Source organism: Geodermatophilus sp. SYSU D01186 (assembly GCF_054050215.1).
This window is the reverse complement of sequence record NZ_JBJGYW010000022.1, coordinates 36,630-58,302: the sequence shown is the minus strand read 5'-3', so window position 1 is coordinate 58,302 and position 21,673 is coordinate 36,630. Positions and strand designations below refer to the sequence as shown.

Annotated in this window: 21 protein-coding genes; 17 read left to right on the top strand and 4 right to left on the bottom strand. The window is 73.5% G+C overall.

The genetic code is table 11. The annotated features are described in order from the left end of the window. The first annotated feature begins 100 nt into the window (after positions 1–100). From ACI784_RS16655 to ACI784_RS16610, 10 genes are read left to right on the top strand one after another with little or no spacing between them, the layout of a single operon-like run. Positions 101–1,012, top strand: a complete 912-nt coding sequence (locus tag ACI784_RS16655) for an SDR family NAD(P)-dependent oxidoreductase (protein ID WP_457014197.1) — start codon at positions 101–103, stop codon at positions 1,010–1,012. Between the two features lie 5 nt (positions 1,013–1,017). Then, positions 1,018–1,923 (top strand): amidohydrolase family protein, encoded by a 906-nt coding sequence (locus ACI784_RS16650; RefSeq protein ID WP_456924369.1) that lies wholly within the window; start codon positions 1,018–1,020, stop codon positions 1,921–1,923. Further along, on the top strand, positions 1,920–3,533 hold the full coding sequence (locus ACI784_RS16645) for an AMP-binding protein (protein ID WP_457014196.1): 1,614 nt from the start codon (positions 1,920–1,922) through the stop codon (positions 3,531–3,533). The genes ACI784_RS16650 and ACI784_RS16645 overlap by 4 nt, the downstream gene beginning before the upstream one ends. Before the next feature lie 28 nt (positions 3,534–3,561). Continuing rightward, positions 3,562–4,026 carry a MaoC family dehydratase gene (locus tag ACI784_RS16640; RefSeq protein ID WP_456924371.1) on the top strand — a complete coding sequence of 155 codons (465 nt, stop codon included), beginning with the start codon at positions 3,562–3,564 and terminating at the stop codon, positions 4,024–4,026. Further along, a complete protein-coding gene (locus tag ACI784_RS16635; protein ID WP_457014195.1) occupies positions 4,026–4,700 on the top strand; it encodes an RraA family protein in 675 nt (224 codons plus the stop codon). The genes ACI784_RS16640 and ACI784_RS16635 overlap by 1 nt, the downstream gene beginning before the upstream one ends. Before the next feature lie 25 nt (positions 4,701–4,725). Continuing rightward, a complete protein-coding gene (locus tag ACI784_RS16630) occupies positions 4,726–5,388 on the top strand; it encodes an RraA family protein (protein WP_457014194.1) in 663 nt (220 codons plus the stop codon). Then, positions 5,385–6,023, top strand: coding sequence for an RraA family protein (locus ACI784_RS16625; RefSeq protein ID WP_457014192.1), 639 nt, complete (start codon positions 5,385–5,387; stop codon positions 6,021–6,023). The genes ACI784_RS16630 and ACI784_RS16625 overlap by 4 nt, the downstream gene beginning before the upstream one ends. Then, positions 6,020–6,418: a RidA family protein gene (locus tag ACI784_RS16620; protein ID WP_457014191.1), complete on the top strand. Its 399-nt coding sequence runs from the start codon at positions 6,020–6,022 to the stop codon at positions 6,416–6,418. Before ACI784_RS16625 ends, ACI784_RS16620 begins: the two co-directional genes overlap by 4 nt. After that, the gene (locus ACI784_RS16615; protein ID WP_457014190.1) at positions 6,415–7,428 is read left to right on the top strand and encodes an amidohydrolase family protein; all 1,014 of its coding nucleotides are present in this window, start codon (positions 6,415–6,417) and stop codon (positions 7,426–7,428) included. Before ACI784_RS16620 ends, ACI784_RS16615 begins: the two co-directional genes overlap by 4 nt. Beyond that, positions 7,425–9,536, top strand: coding sequence for an acyl-CoA dehydrogenase family protein (locus ACI784_RS16610; protein ID WP_457014189.1), 2,112 nt, complete (start codon positions 7,425–7,427; stop codon positions 9,534–9,536). Before ACI784_RS16615 ends, ACI784_RS16610 begins: the two co-directional genes overlap by 4 nt. Positions 9,537–9,614: 78 nt before the next feature. Here the strand turns inward: ACI784_RS16610 and ACI784_RS16605 are convergent, their stop codons facing one another. The 4 genes from ACI784_RS16605 to ACI784_RS16590 all read right to left on the bottom strand — a co-directional run bounded on the left by ACI784_RS16605 (position 9,615) and on the right by ACI784_RS16590 (position 14,332). Further along, positions 9,615–11,276 (bottom strand): FAD-dependent monooxygenase, encoded by a 1,662-nt coding sequence (locus tag ACI784_RS16605; RefSeq protein ID WP_457014188.1) that lies wholly within the window; start codon positions 11,274–11,276, stop codon positions 9,615–9,617. After that, the gene (locus ACI784_RS16600) at positions 11,273–12,244 is read right to left on the bottom strand and encodes an ABC transporter substrate-binding protein (protein ID WP_456924379.1); all 972 of its coding nucleotides are present in this window, start codon (positions 12,242–12,244) and stop codon (positions 11,273–11,275) included. The genes ACI784_RS16605 and ACI784_RS16600 overlap by 4 nt, the downstream gene beginning before the upstream one ends. Before the next feature lie 184 nt (positions 12,245–12,428). After that, the gene (locus ACI784_RS16595; RefSeq protein ID WP_457014187.1) at positions 12,429–13,145 is read right to left on the bottom strand and encodes an SDR family NAD(P)-dependent oxidoreductase; all 717 of its coding nucleotides are present in this window, start codon (positions 13,143–13,145) and stop codon (positions 12,429–12,431) included. Next, positions 13,133–14,332 carry a cytochrome P450 gene (locus ACI784_RS16590; RefSeq protein ID WP_457014186.1) on the bottom strand — a complete coding sequence of 400 codons (1,200 nt, stop codon included), beginning with the start codon at positions 14,330–14,332 and terminating at the stop codon, positions 13,133–13,135. Before ACI784_RS16590 ends, ACI784_RS16595 begins: the two co-directional genes overlap by 13 nt. A 385-nt stretch (positions 14,333–14,717) precedes the next feature. Between ACI784_RS16590 and ACI784_RS16585 the strand changes: the two genes are divergently transcribed. The 7 genes from ACI784_RS16585 (at position 14,718) to ACI784_RS16555 (ending at position 21,585) form a co-directional block, all read left to right on the top strand. Next, positions 14,718–15,395, top strand: a complete 678-nt coding sequence (locus ACI784_RS16585; protein WP_456924382.1) for a nuclear transport factor 2 family protein — start codon at positions 14,718–14,720, stop codon at positions 15,393–15,395. 103 nt (positions 15,396–15,498) lie between these two features. After that, positions 15,499–16,485, top strand: a complete 987-nt coding sequence (locus ACI784_RS16580; protein ID WP_457014185.1) for a DODA-type extradiol aromatic ring-opening family dioxygenase — start codon at positions 15,499–15,501, stop codon at positions 16,483–16,485. A 4-nt stretch (positions 16,486–16,489) separates the two neighbouring features. After that, the gene (locus ACI784_RS16575) at positions 16,490–17,326 is read left to right on the top strand and encodes an ABC transporter ATP-binding protein (RefSeq protein ID WP_457014184.1); all 837 of its coding nucleotides are present in this window, start codon (positions 16,490–16,492) and stop codon (positions 17,324–17,326) included. Beyond that, entirely contained in the window at positions 17,319–18,035 is a 717-nt protein-coding gene (locus ACI784_RS16570; protein WP_457014183.1) for an ABC transporter ATP-binding protein, read from the top strand. Before ACI784_RS16575 ends, ACI784_RS16570 begins: the two co-directional genes overlap by 8 nt. A gap of 12 nt (positions 18,036–18,047) precedes the next feature. After that, positions 18,048–18,974: a branched-chain amino acid ABC transporter permease gene (locus ACI784_RS16565; RefSeq protein WP_456924386.1), complete on the top strand. Its 927-nt coding sequence runs from the start codon at positions 18,048–18,050 to the stop codon at positions 18,972–18,974. Next, positions 18,971–20,251, top strand: a complete 1,281-nt coding sequence (locus ACI784_RS16560) for a branched-chain amino acid ABC transporter permease (RefSeq protein WP_457014182.1) — start codon at positions 18,971–18,973, stop codon at positions 20,249–20,251. The genes ACI784_RS16565 and ACI784_RS16560 overlap by 4 nt, the downstream gene beginning before the upstream one ends. A gap of 17 nt (positions 20,252–20,268) precedes the next feature. Continuing rightward, positions 20,269–21,585 carry an ABC transporter substrate-binding protein gene (locus ACI784_RS16555; protein ID WP_457014181.1) on the top strand — a complete coding sequence of 439 codons (1,317 nt, stop codon included), beginning with the start codon at positions 20,269–20,271 and terminating at the stop codon, positions 21,583–21,585. Positions 21,586–21,673 lie beyond the last annotated feature (88 nt).

The following is a 21,673-nucleotide window of genomic DNA, read 5'->3' as shown; positions in this document are numbered from 1 at the left end:
CCGCCACGAAAGTGAATAACTTGCCGGAGGCGGCAGGTGCTCGGCGCGTGCCGCCCGGATACCCCGTGCGCCCCCGTGCCACGCTCTCGAGAGGACTCCCATGCAGCTGAACGGCAAGGTCGCCGTCGTCACCGGGGCCGGTCGCGGCCTCGGCCAGGCCTACGCCAAGGCGCTCGCCGCGGCCGGCGCCGCCGTCGTGGTCAACGACCTCGACGTCGAGCTCGCCGAGGAGACGGTCAAGGCCATCCAGGCCGCCGGTGGCTCCGCGGTCGCCGAGGGCTCGGCCATCGGCTCCACCGAGGCCGCCGACGCGCTCGTCGCCAAGGCGGTCGGGGAGTTCGGCCGGCTGGACGTCATGGTCACCAACGCCGGCGTCCTGCGGGACCGCACGCTGCTGAAGATGGAGGACGCCGACTTCGACGTCGTCGTCGAGACCCACCTGCGCGGCACCTTCACCTGCGGCCGGGCCGCCGCCAGGCAGTTCAAGGAGCAGGGCGGCAACGGCCGCCTCATCCTCATCGGCTCGCCGGCCGGCCAGCGCGCCAGCTTCGGCCAGACCGGCTACACCGCCTCCAAGGCCGGCATCGTCGGCCTGGTCCGCACCTGGGCCGCCGAGCTCGAGCGCAGCGGCACCACGGTCAACGCCGTCATCCCCGTCGCCCTGACCCGCATGGTCGCCACCATCCCCGGCATGGCCGAGCTGGTGGAGATGGCCGAGCGGGGCGAACAGCTGCCCGCCGACGTCCGCGCCAGCGGCCTGGGCACCCCGGACGACGTCGCCGGGCTCGTGGTCTTCCTCGCCTCCGACGAGGCCGCCGGCGTCACCGGCCAGGCCATTGCCGCCGGCGGCGACCGGATCGCGATCTGGTCGCACCCGACCGAGGTCGCGGTCGAGGTCCGCGAGGGCGGCTGGAGCGCCGACGCGCTGGCCGAGGCCTTCCCGACCACCTTCCAGCCGCACCTGCAGCCCTTCAAGCCGGACACCGTCCCCGGCCAGCCCGCGGGGAAGTGACCGGCATGGGGATCAACCTGGACGAGATCGTCGCCATCGACGTGCACACCCACGTGCACAAGTCGGTGCGGGGCACGGCACCGCGCAGCGCCGGGGCCGAGGACATGGGGGAGTACTTCGGCATCGGCAAGATGCCCGAGTACTCGCTGCCGGAGCTGGCCGAGTACTACCGCGAGCGGAAGATGGCCGCGGTCGCCTTCGGCGTCGACAGCGTGTCGCAGACCGGTGAGGAGCCGGTGCCCACGAACGAGGAGGTCGCCGAGCTCGCCGCCGAGCACAGCGACGTCATCATCCCCTTCGGCAGCATCGACCCGGCCCGCGGCGCGGCCGGTGTGCGGGCGGCCCGGAAGCTGGTCACCGAGTACGGGGTCAAGGGCTTCAAGTTCCACCCGAACACCCAGGCGTTCTTCCCGAACGACCGGATGGCCTACCCGCTCTACGAGGTCATCGCCGAGCACAACCTGGTGGCGCTGTTCCACACCGGCCAGACCGGCGTGGGCGCCGGCCAGCGCGCCGGCGGCGGCATCCGGCTGAAGTACTCCAACCCGATGCACGTCGACGACGTCGCCGTCGACTTCCCGGACATGAAGATCATCCTGGCGCACCCGTCCTTCCCGTGGCAGGACGAGGCGCTGTCGGTGGCCACGCACAAGCCGCAGGTGTACATCGACCTGTCGGGCTGGTCGCCGAAGTACTTCCCGCCGCAGCTGGTGCAGTACGCCAACTCGCTGCTGAAGAACAAGGTGCTCTTCGGGTCCGACTTCCCGGTCATCACGCCCGAGCGGTGGATGAAGGACTTCGACTCGATCTCGATCAAGGACGAGGTCCGGCCGAAGATCATGAAGGAGAACGCCGCTAAGCTCTTCGGCCTCGGGCCCGTCGGCCTCACCGCTTCCGGGAACGGGGCGTGAACGAGAGCTTCGCGACCGTCCTGGAGACGGTGGGGGACCTCCGGCGCGACCGGCTGGCGGTCAGCCACGGCGACCGGAGCCGCACGTGGGCCGAGCTCGACGAGCGCGCGTCCCGGCTCGCCGGACACCTCGCCGCCCAGGGCATCGGCCCGGAGTCGCGGGTGGCCGTGGCGCTCTACAACGGCATCGAGTACCTGGAGAGCGTCTTCGCGATCCTCAAGCTGCGTGCGGTGCCGCTGAACGTCAACTACCGGTACCGCCGCGACGAGATCGTGCAGCTGCTGGAGGACGCGCAGGCCGAGGCCGTCGTCTTCGACGCCTCGCTGGCCGAGCGGTTCGGCGAGGCCCGGAGCGCGCTGCCGAAGCTGACCGCGCTGGTCCAGGTCGGCGCGCCGGACGACGTCCCCGCGTGGGCGGCCGACTACGAGCAGGCCCTGGCCGCCGCCGAGCCGGCGCCGCGCATCCAGCGCGGCAACGACCACTGGCTGATGTACACCGGCGGCACCACCGGCAAGCCCAAGGGCGTGCTGTCCCGGCACTCCGGGCTGTTCGCCACGTGCAGCGCCAACGGGCTGCTGCTGCTGGGGGAGCGCCTCCCGCAGTCGCTGGAGGAGCTGCGGGCCACGCTGCAGCGGCTCGGCGTCGACCGGGACGCGATGGTGTGCCTGCCGGCGCCGCCGCTGATGCACGCGACCGGCATGTACACGACCTTCGGCGCGCTGCTGGCCGGCGGGCGGGTGGTCTACCTCGCGTCGAAGTCCTACGACCCCGACGAGCTCGCGGCCACGGTGCAGCGGGAGCAGGTCGACACGGTGTCGATCGTCGGTGACGTCTTCGCCCGGCCGCTGGCCGACGCGCTCGACGCCGCCGAGGCCGCCGGCCGCCCGTACGACCTGTCGACCCTGCGGCTGATGATCAGCGTCGGGGTGACCTGGAGCGCCGACGTCAAGCAGCGGCTGCTCCACCACGCCGACATGGTCTGCCGCGACCTCGTCGCCTCCTCGGAGGGCGGTCCCTACGCCGTCCAGGAGACCCGGCGGGGCGACCCGACCGAGACCGCGCGCTTCCAGCTCTTCCCGGGCGCGCAGGTCATCGACGAGACCGGCCGGCCGATCGCGGCCGGCTCCGGTGAGATCGGGATGCTGGCCGCGCCGGTCGACGAGCACATCGGCTACCAGGGCGACGCCGAGGCGACCGCCAAGACCTTCCGCGAGTTCGGCGGGCGGCGGTGGGTCGTCCCCGGCGACATGGCCAGCATCGACGCCGACGGCACCGTGGTCTTCCACGGCCGCGGCAGCCGGGTCATCAACACCGGCGGCGAGAAGGTCTACGCCGAGGAGGTCGAGCAGGTCCTGCTCACCCACCCGGCCGTCCGGGACGCCATGGTCGTCGGCGCCCCCGACCAGCGGTGGGGTTCCCGGATCGTCGCCGTCGTCGCGTTGCGCCCCGGCGCGCAGCTCACCGACGAGGAGGCGCGGTCCTACGTCGGCGAGCGGCTGGCCGACCACAAGCGCCCCCGCGAACTGGTCGTCGTCGACGAGCTCAAGCGCAGCCCGTCCGGCAAGGCCGACCTGTCCTGGGCTCGGCGCCTGGCCGAGTCCGCCCAGTAGTCCACGCACACACCCCTAGGAGGACCCCATGGCCACCCCCATCAGCGTCGACGGCGTCGAGGGCGTCAAGAGCCTCGTCGGCAAGGAGCTCGGCCCGACCGAGTACGTCGAGATCACCCAGGAGATGGTCAACCTGTTCGCCGACGCCACCGGCGACCACCAGTGGATCCACGTCGACGTGGAGCGGGCGAAGAAGGAGAGCCCCTTCGGCGGCCCGATCGCCCACGGCTACTTGACCCTCTCCCTCATCCCGCGGTTCCTGCCGCAGCTGACCGAGTTCACCGGCTTCGGCATGGGCGTCAACTACGGCACGGAGAAGGTCCGCTTCCCCTCGCCGGTGCCGGTGGGTGCCAAGCTGCGCGCCAAGGCCGTCGTCGACGAGGTCACCGAGATCAAGGGCGGCGTGCAGATCCAGCAGACGGTCACCTTCGAGACCGAGGGCGGCACCAAGCCGGCCTGCGTGGCGACCATCGTGGTCCGGCAGTACGTCTGATGAGCGGCTCGCCGGCCGGGCCGGCTTCCCTGCTGGCCCGGCTGGCGGCCCTCGACACTTGCGCGCTGTCCGACGCCCTCGACGGCTTCGGGCGCGCCGGTGTCCTCTCGGGGGTGCGGCCGCTGTGGCCGGTGCCCCGGGTCGTCGTCGGCCGGGTCCGCACGCTGCGGGTCGGCCCCAAGGAGCCCGGGTCCGGGCCCACGGTCCACCTCGGCACCCAGCTGATCGAGACCGCCGAGCGCGGGGACGTCGTCCTCGTCGACGCCGGCGGTCGCACCGACGTCTCCTCCTGGGGCGGCATCCTCAGCACCGCCGCCACCCAGGCCGGGATCGCCGGGATCGTCATCGACGGCGCCTGTCGCGACATCGGCGAGAGCGAGCAGCTCGGGCTGCCGGTGTTCGGCCGGGCCGTCGTCCCCACCAGTGCCCGTGGCCGCATCGTGCAGCTCGGCATGGACGAGGAGATCACCGTCTGCGGCGTCCCGGCGCGGACCGGCGACCTGCTGGTCGCCGACGTCTGTGGCGCCGTGGTGGTCCCCGCCGACCTCGCCGAGCGCGTGGTCGAGCTCGCCGAGCGGATCGCCGCCCGCGAGCGGGACATGGTCGCCGCGGTGCGCTCCGGGCGCTCCGTCGTCGACGTCATGCACGACTCGCAGTTCCCCAGCCCCCAGTGACCTGCCCCCAGGAGCGCCCCACCCCATGAGCGAGCTGCTGCCCGCCTCCGAGTTCGCCGGGCTCCCGACGGCCGCGCTGTCCGACGCGATGGACCGCCTGGCCCTGCCCGCCGCCTGCCAGGGCGTCAAGCCGCTGGCGCCCGGGCAGCGGCTGCTCGGCCGCGCGTTCACCGTCCGCTACGTGGCCACCGGCCGGCCGCCCGGCAACGTCGGCGACTTCGTCGACGACGTCCCGCCCGGGGACGTCGTGGTGATCGACAACGGCGGCCGCGAGGACTGCACCGTGTGGGGCGACATCCTCACCGCGGTCGCCTCCTCCCGCGGCGTGGCCGGCACGGTCATCGACGGCGTCTGCCGCGACGTGCACCGCGCCCGGGACATCGGCTACCCCGTCTACAGCCGCGGCTGGTTCATGCGCACCGGCAAGGACCGCGTCACCGTCTCCGACGTCGGGGCGCCGGTCAGCGTCGCGGGCATCCGCGTGCGCGCCGGCGACCTGCTGGTCGGCGACGACGACGGCGTGGTCGTCATCCCCGTCGAGTACGAGCAGGACGTGCTCGCCATCGCCCGGGAGATCGAGGAGCGCGAGGGCGCCATCCTCGCCGCCGCGCTGGCCGGCGCGAGCCTCCGCGACGCGCGGGCCGCGCAGGGCTACCACGAGCTGCAGCGCGCGAACGGCGCCCGGTGAGCGGCTGGAGCACCGACCTCGTCCCGCGGGCGGCGCACCTCGGCGCTTCCACCGTGCACGAGGCCGCCGGCCGCATCGGCGCGCTGCCCTCCTCCATCAGCGCCCTGTACCGGGAGCAGCCGCCGATCGCCGGCCCGGCCGCGACCGTGCTCTGCCCGGACGGCGACAACCTCTGGCTGCACCGCGCCATCTACACCGCGGCCCCCGGCGAGGTGCTGGTCGTCGAGGTCGGCACCGGCGAGGACTTCGGCTACTGGGGCGAGATCATGGCGACCGCCGCCCAGGAGCGCGGCATCGCCGGCCTGGTCATCGGCGGCTGCGTGCGCGACGCGGTGCAGATGCAGCGGCTCGGGTTCCCGGTGTTCAGCACCGGCACCTGCATCCGCGGCACCGTCAAGGACCCGCTGCGCCCCGGCGCGATCGGCGGCCGGCTGCGGCTGGGCGACGTCCTCGTCTCACCGGGTGACCTCGTCGTGGCCGACGCCGACGGGGTGGTCGTCGTCCCGGCCGACCAGGCCGAGGCGGCCGTCGCCGCCGGCGAGGCGCGGGAGCGCAAGGAGGCCGACGCGATGGAGCAGCTGCGCGCCGGCGCCACGACGCTGGAGCTGTTCGGGCTGCCGGGAGGATCGCAGTGAGCGGACGACGGTCGATCGAGGTCGAGGGGTTGCACCACGGCGGGGCGCCGATCCCCATGGCCAGCCGGGTCGGGCCGCTGCTGGTCTCCAGCAGCATCCTCGGCCAGGACCCGGCGACCGGGGAGCTCCCCGACGACGTCGCCGCCCAGGTCGCGCTGGTGTTCGCCAACCTGCGTCGCGTCCTCGCGGCCGGCGGGGCCACCACCGACCACGTCGCCAAGCTGACCTTCCACGTGCGCGACCGCTCGGCGCGCGCCGCCATCGACGAGCACTGGCTCGCGATGTTCCCCGACCCCGCCGCCCGCCCGGCGCGGCACACCGTCCCCGGCGACCTGCCGCCGGCCTTCCACGTGCAGTGCGAGGTCATCGCCTACGTGACCGAGGAGACCCCGTGATCATCGACGCCCACGCCCACGTCGTCGCGCCCGAGGTGTTCTACGCCTACCGGGCCCAGCTGCTCGGCAGCGGCGGCTACCACCAGGACCCCCCGAAGCTCACCGACGAGGCCCTCGCCGCCTCGGCGGCCGGCAACGTGGCGATCATGGACGGCGTCGGCACCGACGTGCAGTTCATCTCCCCGCGGCCGTTCCAGCAGATGCACTCCGCCAAGCCGGCCGAGATCGTGCACCGCTGGATCCGCGCCAACAACGACGTCATCGCCCGCTCGGTGGCCCTGCACCCCGACCGGCTGGCCGGGGTGGCCGGGCTGCCGCTGTGCGCGGGCGCGCCGGTGGAGTCCTGCTTCGACGAGCTGACCCGCGCCGTGGAGGACCTCGGCTTCATCGGGGTCAGCCTCAACCCCGACCCGTACGAGGGCACCGGCGGGGACACCCCGACCCTCGGCGACGAGTTCTGGTACCCGCTGTGGGAGAAGCTGGTCGAGCTCGACGTCCCGGCGCTGATCCACTCCGCGGGCTGCTACAACGGCCGTGAGGTCTACAGCGACCACTTCATCACCGAGGAGTCGATCGCCGTCCTCTCGCTGATGCGCTCGCGCACGCTGCTCGACTTCCCGGACCTGAAGATCATCGTCGGGCACGGCGGCGGGTCGATCCCGTACCAGATCGGCCGCTGGAAGGCCGCCCGCCAGGCGCCGGGCCTCGGCAAGGACGTCCTCGAGGAGCGGTTCGAGGTCTCGCTGCGGCGGCTGTGGTTCGACACGGTCCTCTACGACAAGGCCTCGCTGGCCTACCTGTTCGCCACCGTCGGCGCCGACCGCTGCCTGTTCGGCACCGAGCGCCCGGGCAGCGGCTCGGTGACCGACCCCGACACCGGCCGGCCGTTCGACGACCTCAAGCCGGTCATCGCGTCCATCGACACGCTGACCGACGAGGACCGCGCGGCCGTCTTCGAGCAGAACGCGCGCACGGTGTTCAGCCGATGGAAGGGACCGCAGGGGGCATGACCGCGCTCGCCGTCGAGGAGCTCGCCGACCTGCGGGCCACCGTCGCCGGCGCGCTGCAGCCGGCCTGGGACGCCCCGCAGGTCGCGGGGCGCCCGGACGCCGGGGACGCGGCGCTGCGGGCCGCCTGGGACGTCGCCGTCCGGCAGGGCTGGACGGAGCTCGGCGCCGAGGGGGCCCTCGACGCGCTCCTCGCCGTCACCGGGGAGCTGGGCCGGCTGGCCTGCCCGCTGCCGCTGGCCGACGGCTACGTCGCCGCCCGACTGCTCGGCGGCGAGCTGGCCACCGACGTCGCCGCGGGGCGCATCCGCCCCGTGGTGGCGGCCGCGGAGGCCGCGACCGGGACCGTCCGGTTCGTCGAGGCCGCGGCGGCGGCCACGCACGTCCTGCTGCTCCCCGCGGGGGACGGCGAGGCCCGGCTCGCGCCGATCGCCGCCGTCCGTCCCACCGCGGGGACCCCGGCGCCGGCCTGGTCCGACGTCGACCTGGCCGCCGACGGTGCGGTGACCGTGCCGGTGGCCGCCGCCGACGCGGAGGAGGCGCGGGCGGTGCTGCGGCTCGCGCTGGCCGCTCGCGCGTACGGCGCGGCCGGGCGGTCGGCGGAGCTGGCGCTGGAGCACGCCGACCTGCGGCAGCAGTTCGGCCGGCCGATCGGCTCGTTCCAGGCGGTCTCGCACCGCTGCGTGAACGGGGCCATCGACGTCGCCGCCTTCGCCGCGCTGGCCGACGAGGCGGTGCGGCTGGGCCTCGCGGGGGACCCGGCCTGGCTGCTGGCCACCGAGCTCGCCGTCGCGCACGCCGCCGCGACCGCGGCCCGGGTGCAGTTCGGCGCCCACCACACCCTCGCCGCCATCGGCTACTTCGAGGAGCACGAGGCGCCGTGGCTGTTCCGCCGCGTGCACGCCGACGTCACCCGGCTGGCCGCGCTGCCGGCCGCCGCCGGGGAACCCGCCGACGTGCTGCTGGAGACCGGCGCCGGGCTGCCACCGCTGGACCTGGGCGAGCACGCCGAGGCCGCCCGCGCCGAGGTGCGCGCGTTCGTCGCCGAGCGGGTGCCGGCCGGGCTGACGGGGGAGGACCGCGCGCTGCTGGCCCTGCTCGCCGACGCGGGCTACCTGGCCCCGGGGCTGCCCCGGGAGTTCGGGGGCCGGGCCGCCACACCGGCCGAGCAGGTCGCGATCGGGGAGGAGCTCACCTACGCCGGTCTGGCGCGTGGCGCCCGCGTGGCGGCGGCGATGCTCGGCCCGTCGATCGCCGCGCACGGGAGCCCGGAGCAGAAGGAGCAGTTCCTCCCGCTGATCAGCCGGGGCCGGATGCCGTTCTACCTCGGCTACTCCGAGCCCGAGATCGGCTCGGACCTCGCCCACCTGCGCACCACCGCCCGCCGGGACGGCGAGGAGTGGGTGGTCAACGGCCAGAAGATGTGGGGGACCGGCGCGCACCAGGCGGAGTGGATCTGGCTGGCCGCGCGCACCGACCCCGAGGCGCGGGCGCACGCCGGGATCACGGTGTTCTGCTTCCCCGTCGGGCTGCCCGGCTGGAGCATCCAGGAGCACCGGTCGCTGGGCGGGGAGATCTCCTGCTCGTCGTTCTTCGACGACGTCCGGGTGCCCGACTCGGCGCGGGTCGGCGAGCCGGGTGCCGGCTGGCGGGTGCTCACCGAGGCGCTGGCGCACGAGCGCATCCACATCGCATCGGGGACCGCCCGGCTGCTGCGGCTGTTCGACGACCTGCTCGGCGTCCTGCGGGCCGAACCGGCCGTCGCGGGGGAGCGCGGGTCGGCGGCGCGGGCCACGCTCACCGGGCTCGCCGTCCGGCTCCAGGCGGCGCGGGCGCTGGTGGCGTCGAGCACCCGTCGCGCGCTGGGGGCCGGCAGCGACCCGGCGGCCGCCGCGATGGCGAAGATCATCGGCAGCGAGCTGGAGGAGGACTTCGGCGAGGCCGTGCTCGGCCTGCTGGGGCCGGCCGCGGCTCTGGCCGACGGTCCGAACTCCGGGGCGCCGCAGACCTTCGAGGAGTCCCTGCGGCTGTCGATCATGATGGTGGTCTCGGGCGGGACCAACGACATCCAGCGCAACCTGGTGGCCCGCGCGCTGGGCCTGCCCCGCTGACGCCGCTCGGCCCTTGTGGCCACTTCGGCCGTCTCGCAGACGGCCGAAGTGGCCACGAAGGCCGGAGCGGGGGTGGGATCAGCGCCCCGTGACGGTGGCGATCAGCGCGTCGGCGTCCTCGGCCGCGTCGCCGGCCCAGGCGACGTACTGGTCGGGCCGCACGAGCACCAGGTCCGCGCCGTAGGCGGCCCGGACGTCGGCGCCGACGTCGACGACGGAGAGCGGGACGCCGGCGTCCTTCGCCGCCGCCACCAGCTCGTCGCCGCCGTGCCCGGCGCGCAGCAGCACGAACCCGCCGCCGGTCAGGTGGTCGAACAGGTCGACGTCCGCGCCCTCCGGCTGGGCGGCGAGGTGGTGGCCGGGCCGGGCCCGGGTCTCGTGACGGCCCAGGGCGCTGGGCGTGCCGCCGCCGTGCCCGGCCACGACCGGCGAGCCCTCGTAGTTCGGCTCGAACGCGTCGACCTCCTCGGGGGAGCCCGACGCCCGCTCCTCCCAGGCGGCCTCGAAGGCCGCGAGGTCCCGCTGGGGATCGTGGGCGGCGAGGAAGTCCCGGTCGACCTCGATCGACTTGTTGATGAAGTCGTCGCGGGTCGAGGCGAAGACCGGCCGTCGTTCGGCGTCGTAGGAGTCCAGCAGGTCGGCGCCCGCCCAGCCCTCCAGGGCCGCGCCGAGCTTCCACGCGAGGTTCGCGGCGTCCTCGAACCCGGTGTTGATGCCGAAGCCGCCGTACGGGGGGTGGCTGTGCGCGGCGTCGCCGGCGATGAACAGCCGGCCCGCGCGGTACCGGTCGGCGAGGGCGAAGCGCAGGTCCCAGAAGCCGACGTGCTGGAACTCGACGTCGAACTCCGCCCCGACCGTGCCGAACAGCAGGGGGCGGAAGTCGGTGTTCGCGTCGGTGGTCTCCCGGTCGACCGGCGCGTGGAAGAACCAGGTCTCCCGGGCGTCGACCCGGCCCAGGAACTGCCAGTAGCCCTCGAGCTCGGGGTTGAGCACGTTGAAGTACGACCGGCCCCGGTAGCGCTCGAGCAGGTCGTCGAGCTGCCGGGAGCGGAAGACCAGCAGCACCATCAGCTGGTCGTGGTCCGAGCGGGTCTGCGGGATCCCGGCCGCCTCGCGGACGACCGACCGGGCGCCGTCGCAGCCCACCGCGTACTCGGCTTCGACCTCGAGGACCCCGCCGGAACCGTCGGTGGCCCGGACGCGGACGCCGCCGTCGTCCTGGGTGACCTCCTCGGCCTTCCAGCCGTGGTGCAGGGAGACGGCCGGGACCTCCGCGACGCGGGCGCGCAGCGCCGCCTCGGTGGCGTACTGGGGGAGGCGCTCGTTGTCGGCCGCGTAGAAGCGGCGGACCGCGGCCCGGCGGTGCCAGTCGTAGGCGTACGGGCCCAGCAGCGAGCCGTAGGCCGTCATGCCGCCGATGCCGTACTCCGTGGGGATGCGCCGGCCCGCGCGGACGCGGTCCTCGACGCCCCAGGCCCGCATGTGCTCCATGGTCCGCTGGGTCAGGTTCTGGCCCTTCGGCACCTGCTGCGGCTCCGGGCGGCGCTCGATCACGGCGCACCGGATGCCGCGCTGCCCCAGGGCGATGGCCAGGCCCGTCCCGACCGGCCCGCCGCCGACGATGGCGACCTGCGTCTGCACGGTCTGCGCGGTCGTCCGACTCTGCTCCTGGTCGGATCCCGCGCCCCGGTCCGCTCCTCGTTCGCCGGCGCTCACTGCGATGCTCCCGTGGGCGGTCATCCGACGACGACCTCGTCGAGGTCGACCGGCGCGTCGATCAGGCCGTAGCTGACCATCCGGTCCTGGATGAGCTCCACCGACTCCCGGTCGGTGGCGCCCTGCCAGGTGTTGATCCGCACCTGCGCGGCGAGCTCGGGGGAGATGTCGCTGATCTCGGGCAGGGCGGCGCGGAAGGCCTCCGGGTCCTCGCGGATGTCGTCGGCGGTCGCCTGCACACCCTCGAGGAAGGCCTCGGCCACCTCGGGCTCCTCCTGCACCGCCTGGGCGCTCATCACGTAGGTGCCGATCTGCAGGCCCGGCCTCAGCTCGGAGTACGGGTGACCGATGATCTTCATGCCCTGCTGCTCGGCCGAGGTGAGGAACGGCTCGATGACCACGGCGGCGGCCACGTCACCACCGAGCACCGCCGGCGCCATGTCGGGGAAGGGCAGCTCGACGAACTCCACGCTGTCGGGGGCCAGCCCGGCGTCCTCCAGCATCGCGCCGACGACGACGTCGTTGATGTTGCGCAGCGTGTTCACCGCGATCCGCTGCCCCGCCAGCTGGGAGATGTCGGTGACCGGGCTGTCGGGGGCGACCATGAGGGCGGAGAAGTCCTGCTCGGTCTCCTCGGAGGTGCTGGTGCCACCGGCGACCATGCGCAGCGGCAGGCCCTGCTCGGCGGCGACGAGGACCGACACCACGTTGGAGCCGGCGACGTCGAGGTCGCCCTGGACCAGCTGCGGGATGACGGTGGCGCCGCCGGTGGAGGCGCTGACCTCGAGCTCCAGGCCGGCGTCCTCGAAGTGCCCCTGCTGGACGCCGTAGGTCAGGAAGTTCAGCGGGGCGCCGGCGGTGTCGGCGACGGTGATCGTGGTGAGCCCGCCCTCCTCGGGGGTCGAGGAGGCGGCGTCGTCCCCGCCGCCGCAGGAGGCGACGAGCAGGGTGACGCCGGTGAGGGCGGCGACGGTGGTGCGGCGGTGCAGCATCGGACGGGGTTCTCCTCTCGGCGGACCGCGGCCCACGACGCTGTGACGCGGCCCACGACCCGAGGAGGAACGCTAACCGACGTCCCGCCATGCGGACCACTTCTCACCGATCATTCCGCCATGTCGAACGGGCGGGAGGCCGCCGCTCAGTCCGGAGCGGCCAGAGTGGCCACGAAGGCCGCACTCAGTGCAGGTAGCCGCCGCCGTCGCAGACGATGGTCTGGCCGGTGACCATGCGGGCGTCGGGGCCGCAGAGGAAGGACACCAGGCCGGCGAGGTCCTCCGGCTGGACCCGCCGCCGGATGGCCTGCTGGGCCATCGTGCGGTCGAAGTCCTCCTCGGAGTTGTACTGCTCGGTCCCCGGGGTGGCGACCTGCCCGGGCATGACCGCGTTGACGGTGACGCCGTGCGGCCCCAGCTCCTTGGCCAGCACCCGCGTCATGCCGAGGACGGCGCCCTTGCTGGCCACGTAGGCCAGCTGTCCCGGGCTGCCGGTGAAGAACGTCCGCGAGGCGACGTTGACCACGCAGCCGCGGTCGCCGGCGACCAGGTACGGGTGGGCGGCCTGGGTGGCCAGCGCGTAGCCGACGGCGTTGACCGTCAGGTACCGCAGCAGCTCCTCCTTGCCCGACTCCAGGTAGGGGCGCCGCGGTGAGATGAGCCCGGCGTTGTTCACCAGGACGTCGATGCCCCCGGCCGCCCCCGCGACGGTCTCCATGGCCGCCTGCAGCTGGTCGGGCTCGGTGACGTCGCAGCGGATCCAGTCGGTCGGTGCGTCGTCGTCGGGCTCGACGACGTCCAGCACGGTGACCGCGTGCCCGTCGGCGTGCAGCCGCTCGGCGAGCGCGCGGCCGATGCCGCGCGCCCCGCCGGTGACGACGGCGGTGGTCAGTCGTCCCACTGCACGCGGAGCGGCAGGGCCTGTGGCCCGCGGTTGACGAAGCTCGGCAGGTAGTCGACGGCGTCGGCGTCGACGGCCGGCTCGATCCGGCGGGTGCTGCCGAGCAGCGTCTCCAGCGCCACCCGGCTCTCCAGCCGGGCGAGGATGTTGCCCAGGCAGGAGTGCACGCCCTTGCCGAAGGCCAGGTGGGCAGACGGCGCGCGGCGGGCGAGGTCGAGCTCGTCGGGCCGCTCGACCAGGGCCGCGTCACGGTTGCCCGAGCCGTACATGACCTGCACCCGCGAGCCGGCCGGGATCGGCACCCCGCCGACCTCGGTGTCGCGCGTGGTGATGCGGAACAGCCCCTGGATCGGCGACTCCAGCCGCAGCGACTCCTCGATGAAGTACGACAGCCGCGACGGGTCGGTGCGCAGCCGGTCGGCGAGCTCGGGGTCGCGGGCCAGCAGCACCATGCTGTTGCCGAGGTGGTCGGTCGTGGTCACGTTGCCGGCGATCAGCAGCTCCATGACGAACCGCGTGGAGTCGTGCCGGGGCAGCCCGGCGGTGCGCTCGGCGGCGGCGATGGTGTGGAGGATCGTGTCCTCCTCCTCGGCGGCCGCGGCGGCCTCCAGTGAGGGGGCGAGCAGGGCCGCGAACTCCTCGGCGATGCGCACGATGTCGGCCGGGTCGGCGGCGTGGTTGCCGACGGTGGCGGCGAGCTCCTCCGACAGGCGGCGGAAGGAGGCGGTCTCCTCGCCCGGGACGCCGAGCACGGTGGTGATGACCGCGATCGGCAGCGGGACGGCGAACTCCTCCATGAACTCGACCTCGGTGCGCCCGCGCATCGCCTCGACCAGGGCGGTGCACAGCTCCCGGATGCGCGGCTCGAACTTCGCCAGCCGGCTCGGGGTGAAGGCGCGCTGCACGAGCTTGCGGCGCTCGGAGTGCACCGGCTCGTCCGACAGCAGCAGGAAGGGCACCCGCTTGGCCATCTCGCTGTCCGGCGGGATCGGGGGCGCGCCGATGGCGTTGAGGGAGCTGAACGTCGTGTGGTCGCGCAGCACGGCGTCGATGTCCTCGGCGCGGGTCACCAGATAGGCGTTGGCCGCCTCGACGAAGGTGACCCCCTGCTTGCGCAGCTCCGCGTAGGCGGGGAACGGGCACCGCAGCGCCTCTGGCTCCAGCTTCGCGGCGGCGTCGATGAGCATGCGCGTTCCCCTTCCTCGGCCGGGCCGCGGTGCCCGGCGCTCGGGTTCGACCCGGGTTCGGCCCGGTACCGGCCCGCGGGGCGCGCCGACGGCGCCGGCCCAGCGGGCGGACGGGTGGAGGCTGGCACCCCGGTTGCCTCTCGTCAAGGAAGCGCATCAGGTCGCCGTCGTACCCCGATCGGGCGACAGGGAACTCTCCGCCACTGCGCTGACCAGCACTTATGTGTTCAGAGCCCGTGTTCTGCCGTCCCGGGAAGAGACGCCAGGTCTTGCGCCTGACGGAAACGTTTGTCAGATCGTTGACGGTGACCAGCGTCACGCATACGTTGCCGCTTGCCCCCGCCGCGCCCGGCGGCCGTGGCAGAGGACGACGCGGAGGAGCGAGATGACTGACCAGGTGGCCGCCCTCGAGGCGCGGATCGCGGAACTGGAGAACCGGCTCACCCGGGCCGAGGACATCGAGGCGATCCGGCGGCTGCAGTACACGTACGGCTACTACCTCGACAAGACCTACTACGAGGAGGTCGTCGAGCTCTTCGCCGACGAGGGCGCCGAGGTGCGCTTCCTGCACGGCGTGTTCCGCGGCAAGGAGGGCGTCGCGCGCCTGTACACCGGCCGCTTCATGACGAAGTTCGCCGAGGGGCACAACGGCCCGCGCTACGGCCGGCTGCTCGACCACCCGCAGATGCAGGGGATCATCACGCTCTCCGAGGACGGCCGGTCGGCCAAGGCCCGGTTCCGCTCGGTCATGCAGGCCGGCACCCACGAGACCGTGCCCGGCTTCCGCCAGTGGTTCGAGGGCGGCATCTACGAGAACGAGTACGTCAAGCAGGACGGCGAGTGGCGGATCAAGCTGCTCAATCTGCGGTCGTTCTGGCAGGGCGACTTCGACAAGGGCTGGGCGCGCTGCCCCGTCGAGTACGAGGGCTACCTGACCGAGACCTACCCGGCCGACCCGCACGGTCCCGACGAGATCGTCGACGACTGGAAGATGTTCCCCCACGCCGAGGCGATGCCGTTCCACTACGAGCACCCGGTGACCGGCAAGCAGGTCGCGTACTGACCTCCGTGCCGGCCGGCCGCCCTCCCGGCGGCCGGCCGGCACGTGCCCGGAACCCCCTCCCGCCCGGCGACGCCGGGCCCCCTCGACCCCTCAAGGAGCGTTGATGGCCACCATCGTCGGGGCGATCGGCACCTCGCACAGCCCGATGCTGCTCACGAACCCGCGCCTGTGGCGGGAGCGGGCCGCCCAGGACCGCACCAACAAGGAGCTCTACGACAACGCCGGCCGGCACGTCACCTTCGACGAGCTGTCCGCCGCGGTGGGGGACCGGTTCGCCGCCGAGCTCACCGACGAGGTGTGGGAGCAGCGCTACACCGCCTGCCTGCAGGGCATGGACCGGCTGGCCGCCGACCTCGCCGAGCTGCGGCCGGACGTGCTCGTGGTCGTCGGTGACGACCAGGAGGAGGTCTTCGACGCGACCAACCAGCCGTCGATGGCGATCTTCTGGGGTGACACCTGGGAGACCGGCACGATGGAGGGCGCTCCGCCCGGGGAGTTCTTCGAGGCGGTCAAGACCGGCTACGCGATGGACGCCGTCCACAAGTTCGACGGGCACCCGCAGCTGGCCCTCGACGCGATCACCGGCCTGGTCGCCCGCGAGTTCGACGTCGCCAGCGTCGCCAGCACCCCGCCCGGCCACGGCTTCGGGCACGCCTACGGCTTCATCATCCAGCGGCTGCTGGGCGAGCGGACCGACGTCCCCGTCGTCCCGGTCATGCTGAACACCTACTACCCGCCGAACCAGCCCTCGGCCAAGCGCTGCCACGCCTTCGGAACGGCGTTGCGGGAAGCGATCGAGGCCTCCCCGGTGGAGGCGCGCGTGGTGCTGGTCGCCTCCGGCGGGCTGTCCCACTTCGTCGTCGACGAGCAGCTGGACCGCCGCGTCCTCGACGGCATCACCAACCGGGACGCCGAGTCGCTGCGCACCATCCCCGACGAGCTGCTCAACGCCGGCTCCTCGGAGATCCGCAACTGGGTGGCCGTCGCCGGCGCCATGCACGACCGCGAGGTCGCGTGGTCGGAGTACGCCCCGTGCTACCGCACGGCGGCGGGCACCGGCTGCGGCATGGGCTTCCTGCGCTGGCAGTGACGCGATGACCGGTGCGACCGCCGCCGCGGCGGCTCCGCGGTACGGCCAGGACGACGTCCCGCTCCTGCGGGTGGAGGACGTCAGCGTCCGCTTCGGCGGCGTGGTGGCCCTCGACGGCCTGTCCTTCGACGTCCCCAAGGGCAGCATCTGCGGCCTGATCGGCCCCAACGGTGCCGGCAAGACGACGATGTTCAACGTCGTCAGCCGGGTCTACGAGGCCAGCTCGGGTCAGGTGCTGCTCGACGGCATCGACCTGCTCCGGCTGCCGGCCCACCGGATCGCCGAGGTGGGCGTGGCCCGCACGTTCCAGAACATCGCGCTGTTCCCGACCATGACGGTGCTGGACAACATCGCCGTCGGGGCGCACTCGCGGGGCCGCGGCGGCTGGATCCGGTCCGCGTTCCGGATCGGCACCCGGCGCACCGACTCCGCGGCGCGGACCAAGGCGATGGCCCTGCTCGAGCGGCTGGACCTCGCCCACCTCGCGCTGCGGCCGGTGGCCGGGCTGCCCTTCGGCACGATGAAGCGGATCGAGCTGGCCCGCGCCATGGCCGCGCGGCCCAAGCTGCTGCTGCTCGACGAGCCGGCCAACGGCCTGACCCACTCCGAGGTCGACGAGCTCGGTGCGGTCATCCGCGGGCTGCGCGACGACTTCGGGCTGTCGGTGCTGCTGGTCGAGCACCACATGAAGATGGTCATGGGCATCAGCGACCGGGTCACCGTCCTCGACTTCGGACGGCGGATCGCCGACGGCACCCCCGCCCAGGTGCAGCGTGACCCCGCGGTCATCGAGGCCTACCTCGGTGGCGACGGCTCCGCGGAGGAGGCGGGTCGTGGCTGAGCCGCTGCTCCAGCTGTCCGGCGTCCACGCCTCCTACGGGGAGGCGGAGGTGCTGCGCGGCATCGACCTGCAGGTGGGCGAGGGCGAGGTCGTCGTCCTGCTCGGCGCCAACGGCGCGGGCAAGACGACCACGCTGCGCTCCATCTGCGGCATGGTCGGCACCCGCGGCTCGGTCCGTCTCGGCGGCACCGAGCTCACCGGGAAGCCGACCGAGTGGATCGTGCGCCAGGGCATCTCGCACGTGCCCCAGGGCCGCGGCGTCTTCGGCGTCCTCTCGGTCGAGGAGAACCTGCGCGTCGGTGCCTGGAACCGCAAGGACACCAAGGGCATCGAGGCCGACATCAACCGCTGGTACGACGTCTTCCCCCGGCTGGCCGAGCGGCGCACGCAGCTGGCCGGCGGGATGAGCGGCGGCGAGCAGCAGATGCTCGCCATCGCGCGCGGGCTGATGGCGCGCCCGCGGCTGCTGCTGCTGGACGAGCCGTCGCTGGGCCTGGCCCAGATCATCACGCGCGGGCTGTTCGCCCAGCTCGAGGAGATCAACCGCGAGGAGTCCGTGGCGATGCTCATCGTCGAGCAGAACGCCGAGCTCGCGCTCTCCTTCGCCACCCGTGGCTACGTGCTCGAGTCCGGCTCGATCGTGCTGTCCGGCAGCGCCGACGAGGTCCGCGGCAACGAGGACATGCGCCGCGCCTACCTGGGCTACTGAGGAGGTCCCGACGTGTCACCGAACATCGACAACCCGTCCTACCTGCTCACCCTGCTCACCGGCGGGCTGACCAACGGCGCCCTCTACGCGCTGGTGGCCCTGGCGATCGTGCTGGTCTACAAGACGACCAGCCACATCAACCTGGCCCAGGGCGAGATGGCCACCCTCGGCGCCTTCGCCGTCTTCGAGCTCACCCGGCACGGGGTCAACGTGTGGGTGGCGATCGCGCTGGCGCTGGTGCTCTCGTTCGGCGTCGGCGCGGGCCTGGAGCGGGGGCTGATCCGGCCGCTGGAGCGCCGGGGCATCTTCCCCGTCATCCTCGCGACGCTGGCCCTGTTCCTCATCATCAACGCCGGCGTGGCCATCATCTGGGGGACGACGCCGGTGGCCCCGCCGCGGCCGTTCCCCGGCGGCATCGAGGACAAGGTCGACGTCATCGGCGGCGCCCCGCCGTTCTTCATCACCCACGTGTCGATCGGCGTGCTCGCCGTCCTGGTGGTCCTCCTGCTCGGCCTCTGGCTGCTGCTGGAGAAGACCAAGCTGGGCCTGGGCTACCGGGCGGTGGCGGCCAACCGCGAGGCCGCGGAGGTCATGGGCATCCCGGTCGGGCGGATGTACATGTTCGGCTGGGGGATCGCGGCGGCGCTGGGCACCCTGGCCGCCGCGCTGGTCGCCGAGACCGCCGGCGCGCTCGACTTCAACTCGATGGGCGCGATCCTCATCTTCGGCCTGGCCGCGGCCACCCTGGGCGGGTTCGACAGCGTCCCGGGCGCGGCGGTCGGCGGGCTCGTGCTCGGCCTGGTCATGGCGTTCGTGCCGGGCCTGTTCACCGTCATCGAGGGCGACCTGAGCCTGGTCATCGCGCTGCTGGTGGTCCTCGTCGTCCTCCTCGTCCGGCCGCAGGGGCTGTTCGGGACCAAGACCCTGGAGCGGGTGTGAGTTCGTCGCGCGTCGTCCTCGAGGGCTCACGGGCCCACCGGATCTGGCAGGGCGCCGGCCTGCTGCTGGCCGTGCTGGTCGTCCTGGCGCTGCCGCTGCTGGCCGGCGACTTCCGGATCGGCCAGTTCAGCCTGGTCATCGCCTACGCGGTGGCGGTGCTGGGGCTGAACCTGGTCACCGGCTTCACCGGCCAGGTCTCCCTCGGCCACGGTGCCTTCTTCGGCATCGGCGCCTACACGACGGCGATCCTGGTGACCGACCACGGCTGGGCCTGGGCGGCGACGGTGCCGGTGGCCGCCCTGCTCGGCCTGGCGCTGGGCTTCGTCGTCGGCGTGCCGGCGCTGCGGCTGCACGGGCTCTACCTCGCGGTCATCACCCTCGCCGTCGGCGTCGCCTTCCCGGTGGTGGTCAGCCAGCCGGTCGGCATCGCGCTGGGCACCGGCGGCGTCGCGGGCAAGCCGGTGCGGATCGGCTGGGACAAGCCCGGCTGGTTCGGCCTGGACGTCTCCGACCGCGGCTGGATGTTCCTCGTCATGGCCGCCGTCGCCGGCGTGCTGTTCTGGCTGGCCACCGGGCTGGTCCGCAGCCGGATCGGCCGGGCCATGGTGGCGCTGCGGGACAACGGCACGGCCGCGGCGATCTCCGGGGTCTGGCCCGCGGAGGTGAAGACGGTGGCGTTCGCCGTCAGCGCGCTGTTCGGCGCGCTCGGCGGCTCGCTCTACCTGCTCACCACGCCGATCGTCAGCCCCACCACGGTCGGGTTCACCATCACGCTGCTGTTCATCACCGCGATGGTGCTCGGCGGTGCCGCGACGGTCTCCGGCGCCTGGCTCGGCGGCCTGGCGATGGTCTTCCTGCCGTACTACACCGCCGAGTGGGCCGGGCAGATCCCGCTGCTGCGCAGCCTCACCGACCAGCCGGGCCTGTTCGCCAACGTGATCTACGGCGTGGTCCTCATCGTCTTCATCTACTTCGTCCCGTCCGGGCTCGTGCCGCTGCTCACCCGGCTGCGCACCCGGTACCTCGTCATCGTCCCGCCGGAGGCGGCCGCGGTCGCCGTCCCGGGGGTGGCCGTCCCCCGGACGGCGACCGGACGGCGGCAGCCCGGCAGCGACACCACGCCGGGCGCGCCCGACGGAGGACTGGCCGGCCCCACCCCGGCCATCGGCGGGCACCTGTCGCCCGCCGGCGAGCACGACCCGTCCCACGACCCCGGGCAGCCCGCCCGGGGCCTCACCCCCGCCCGTGGCGCCAGCCAGGAGGAGAGAACTCGATGACGAGAAGGTCCCGTTCGATGGCGGTGGCCAGTGCCGGCCTGCTGCTGCTCGGCCTGGCCGCCTGCGGCGACAGCCGCAGCGAGGGCAACGCCGGCGGCGGCGGCGGTGGGGAGACCAACGCCGAGGGCCAGTTCGTCGTGGACACCGCTGCCTGCCCCGAGGACGCGACGACCGAGCTCGCCGACGGCGAGCCGATCCGCATAGGCACCAGCCAGCCGCTCAGCGGCCCGCTGGCCTCCGGCGGCGCGGCCAACGTCGCCGGCATCACCGCCTACTTCGACAAGGTGAACAAGGCCGGCGGCATCGACGGCCACCAGCTGGAGCTGGTCGCCAAGGACGACGCGTACGACGCCGCTCGGGCGGTGTCCAACGCGCAGTCCTTCGTCGGCGAGGACCCGGTGTTCGCCAACCTGGCCCAGGTCGGTACCCCTCAGATCAGCGCGACGCAGCCGATCTACGAGGCCGCCTGCGTGCCGCAGCTGTGGACGATCACCACCGGCCCGGCGTTCACCAACCCGTCGGAGCACGAGTGGACCGTCAACGGCATCCCGCCGGCGCCGGTGGAGGCGAAGGCGATCGTCGACTACATCGCCGAGCAGGTCCCCGGTGGCTCGGTCGCCGAGATCAAGGGCTCGGACGCGCTGAGCGAGGACTTCCACGCCGCGCTCCCGCGCCTGGCCGAGGACGCCGGGCTGACCGTGCAGCCGGACCAGACCATCCCGGCCGGCTCGACGAACATCGACGCGCAGATCTCCGCCGCCGTCGCCGGCCAGCCCGACGCGATCGTGCTCGAGGCGCTGCCCAACTACGCCCCCGGCTTCATCACCGGCCTGGCGCGGGCCGGCTACGAGGGCCTGATCGTGCTCAACTCCTCGGCCAACGGCGCCGCGCAGTGGATCACGCCGTCCGACCCGGCCGGTGAGGGCGTCGTCGCCCCGCTGTTCCGCAAGGACCCGTCCGACACCCGCTGGGACTCCGACCCCGCCATGCAGGAGTACCTGGCCGACATGGAGGCCGCCGGCCAGCAGGACCTCGCCCGGTTCGGCAACGCCCTCGACGGCTACGGCTGGGCCCAGCTGCTCGTCGCGAACCTCGAGGACGCCGCGGAGATGGAGGGCGGCCTGACCCGGGCCAACCTGATGAGCGCCGCGTGGAACACCGACCTGGAGCGGCCGCTCATGCTCCACCCGCAGGCCACCACCAGCGGTCCGGAGGACCCGTTCATCGCCGAGTCCGGCGAGATGGCCTCCTACTCCACGGCCACCAAGGGCTGGGAGTCGCAGATGGACTGGGACTACTCCGGCACCAGCGGGGACCTCGTCGGTCAGGGCTGACCGACACCCCCTGACGGGGCCGTCGCCGGACTCCTCTCCGGCGGCGGCCCCGTCGTCGTCCCGACCCCGGCTCTCGTCGCGCTCCTCC

Excerpts from the sequence above, each read along its gene's own strand:
- ACI784_RS16655 (WP_457014197.1), top strand. The coding sequence starts at position 101 with ATGCAGCTGAACGGCAAGGTCGCCGTCGTCACCGGGGCCGGTCGCGGC.
- ACI784_RS16650 (WP_456924369.1), top strand. The coding sequence starts at position 1,018 with ATGGGGATCAACCTGGACGAGATCGTCGCCATCGACGTGCACACCCAC.
- ACI784_RS16640 (WP_456924371.1), top strand. The coding sequence starts at position 3,562 with ATGGCCACCCCCATCAGCGTCGACGGCGTCGAGGGCGTCAAGAGCCTC.
- ACI784_RS16635 (WP_457014195.1), top strand. The coding sequence starts at position 4,026 with ATGAGCGGCTCGCCGGCCGGGCCGGCTTCCCTGCTGGCCCGGCTGGCG.
- ACI784_RS16630 (WP_457014194.1), top strand. The coding sequence starts at position 4,726 with ATGAGCGAGCTGCTGCCCGCCTCCGAGTTCGCCGGGCTCCCGACGGCC.
- ACI784_RS16610 (WP_457014189.1), top strand. The coding sequence starts at position 7,425 with ATGACCGCGCTCGCCGTCGAGGAGCTCGCCGACCTGCGGGCCACCGTC.
- ACI784_RS16605 (WP_457014188.1), bottom strand. The coding sequence starts at position 11,276 with ATGACCGCCCACGGGAGCATCGCAGTGAGCGCCGGCGAACGAGGAGCG.
- ACI784_RS16600 (WP_456924379.1), bottom strand. The coding sequence starts at position 12,244 with ATGCTGCACCGCCGCACCACCGTCGCCGCCCTCACCGGCGTCACCCTG.
- ACI784_RS16590 (WP_457014186.1), bottom strand. The coding sequence starts at position 14,332 with ATGCTCATCGACGCCGCCGCGAAGCTGGAGCCAGAGGCGCTGCGGTGC.
- ACI784_RS16585 (WP_456924382.1), top strand. The coding sequence starts at position 14,718 with ATGACTGACCAGGTGGCCGCCCTCGAGGCGCGGATCGCGGAACTGGAG.
- ACI784_RS16580 (WP_457014185.1), top strand. The coding sequence starts at position 15,499 with ATGGCCACCATCGTCGGGGCGATCGGCACCTCGCACAGCCCGATGCTG.
- ACI784_RS16575 (WP_457014184.1), top strand. The coding sequence starts at position 16,490 with ATGACCGGTGCGACCGCCGCCGCGGCGGCTCCGCGGTACGGCCAGGAC.
- ACI784_RS16555 (WP_457014181.1), top strand. The coding sequence starts at position 20,269 with ATGGCGGTGGCCAGTGCCGGCCTGCTGCTGCTCGGCCTGGCCGCCTGC.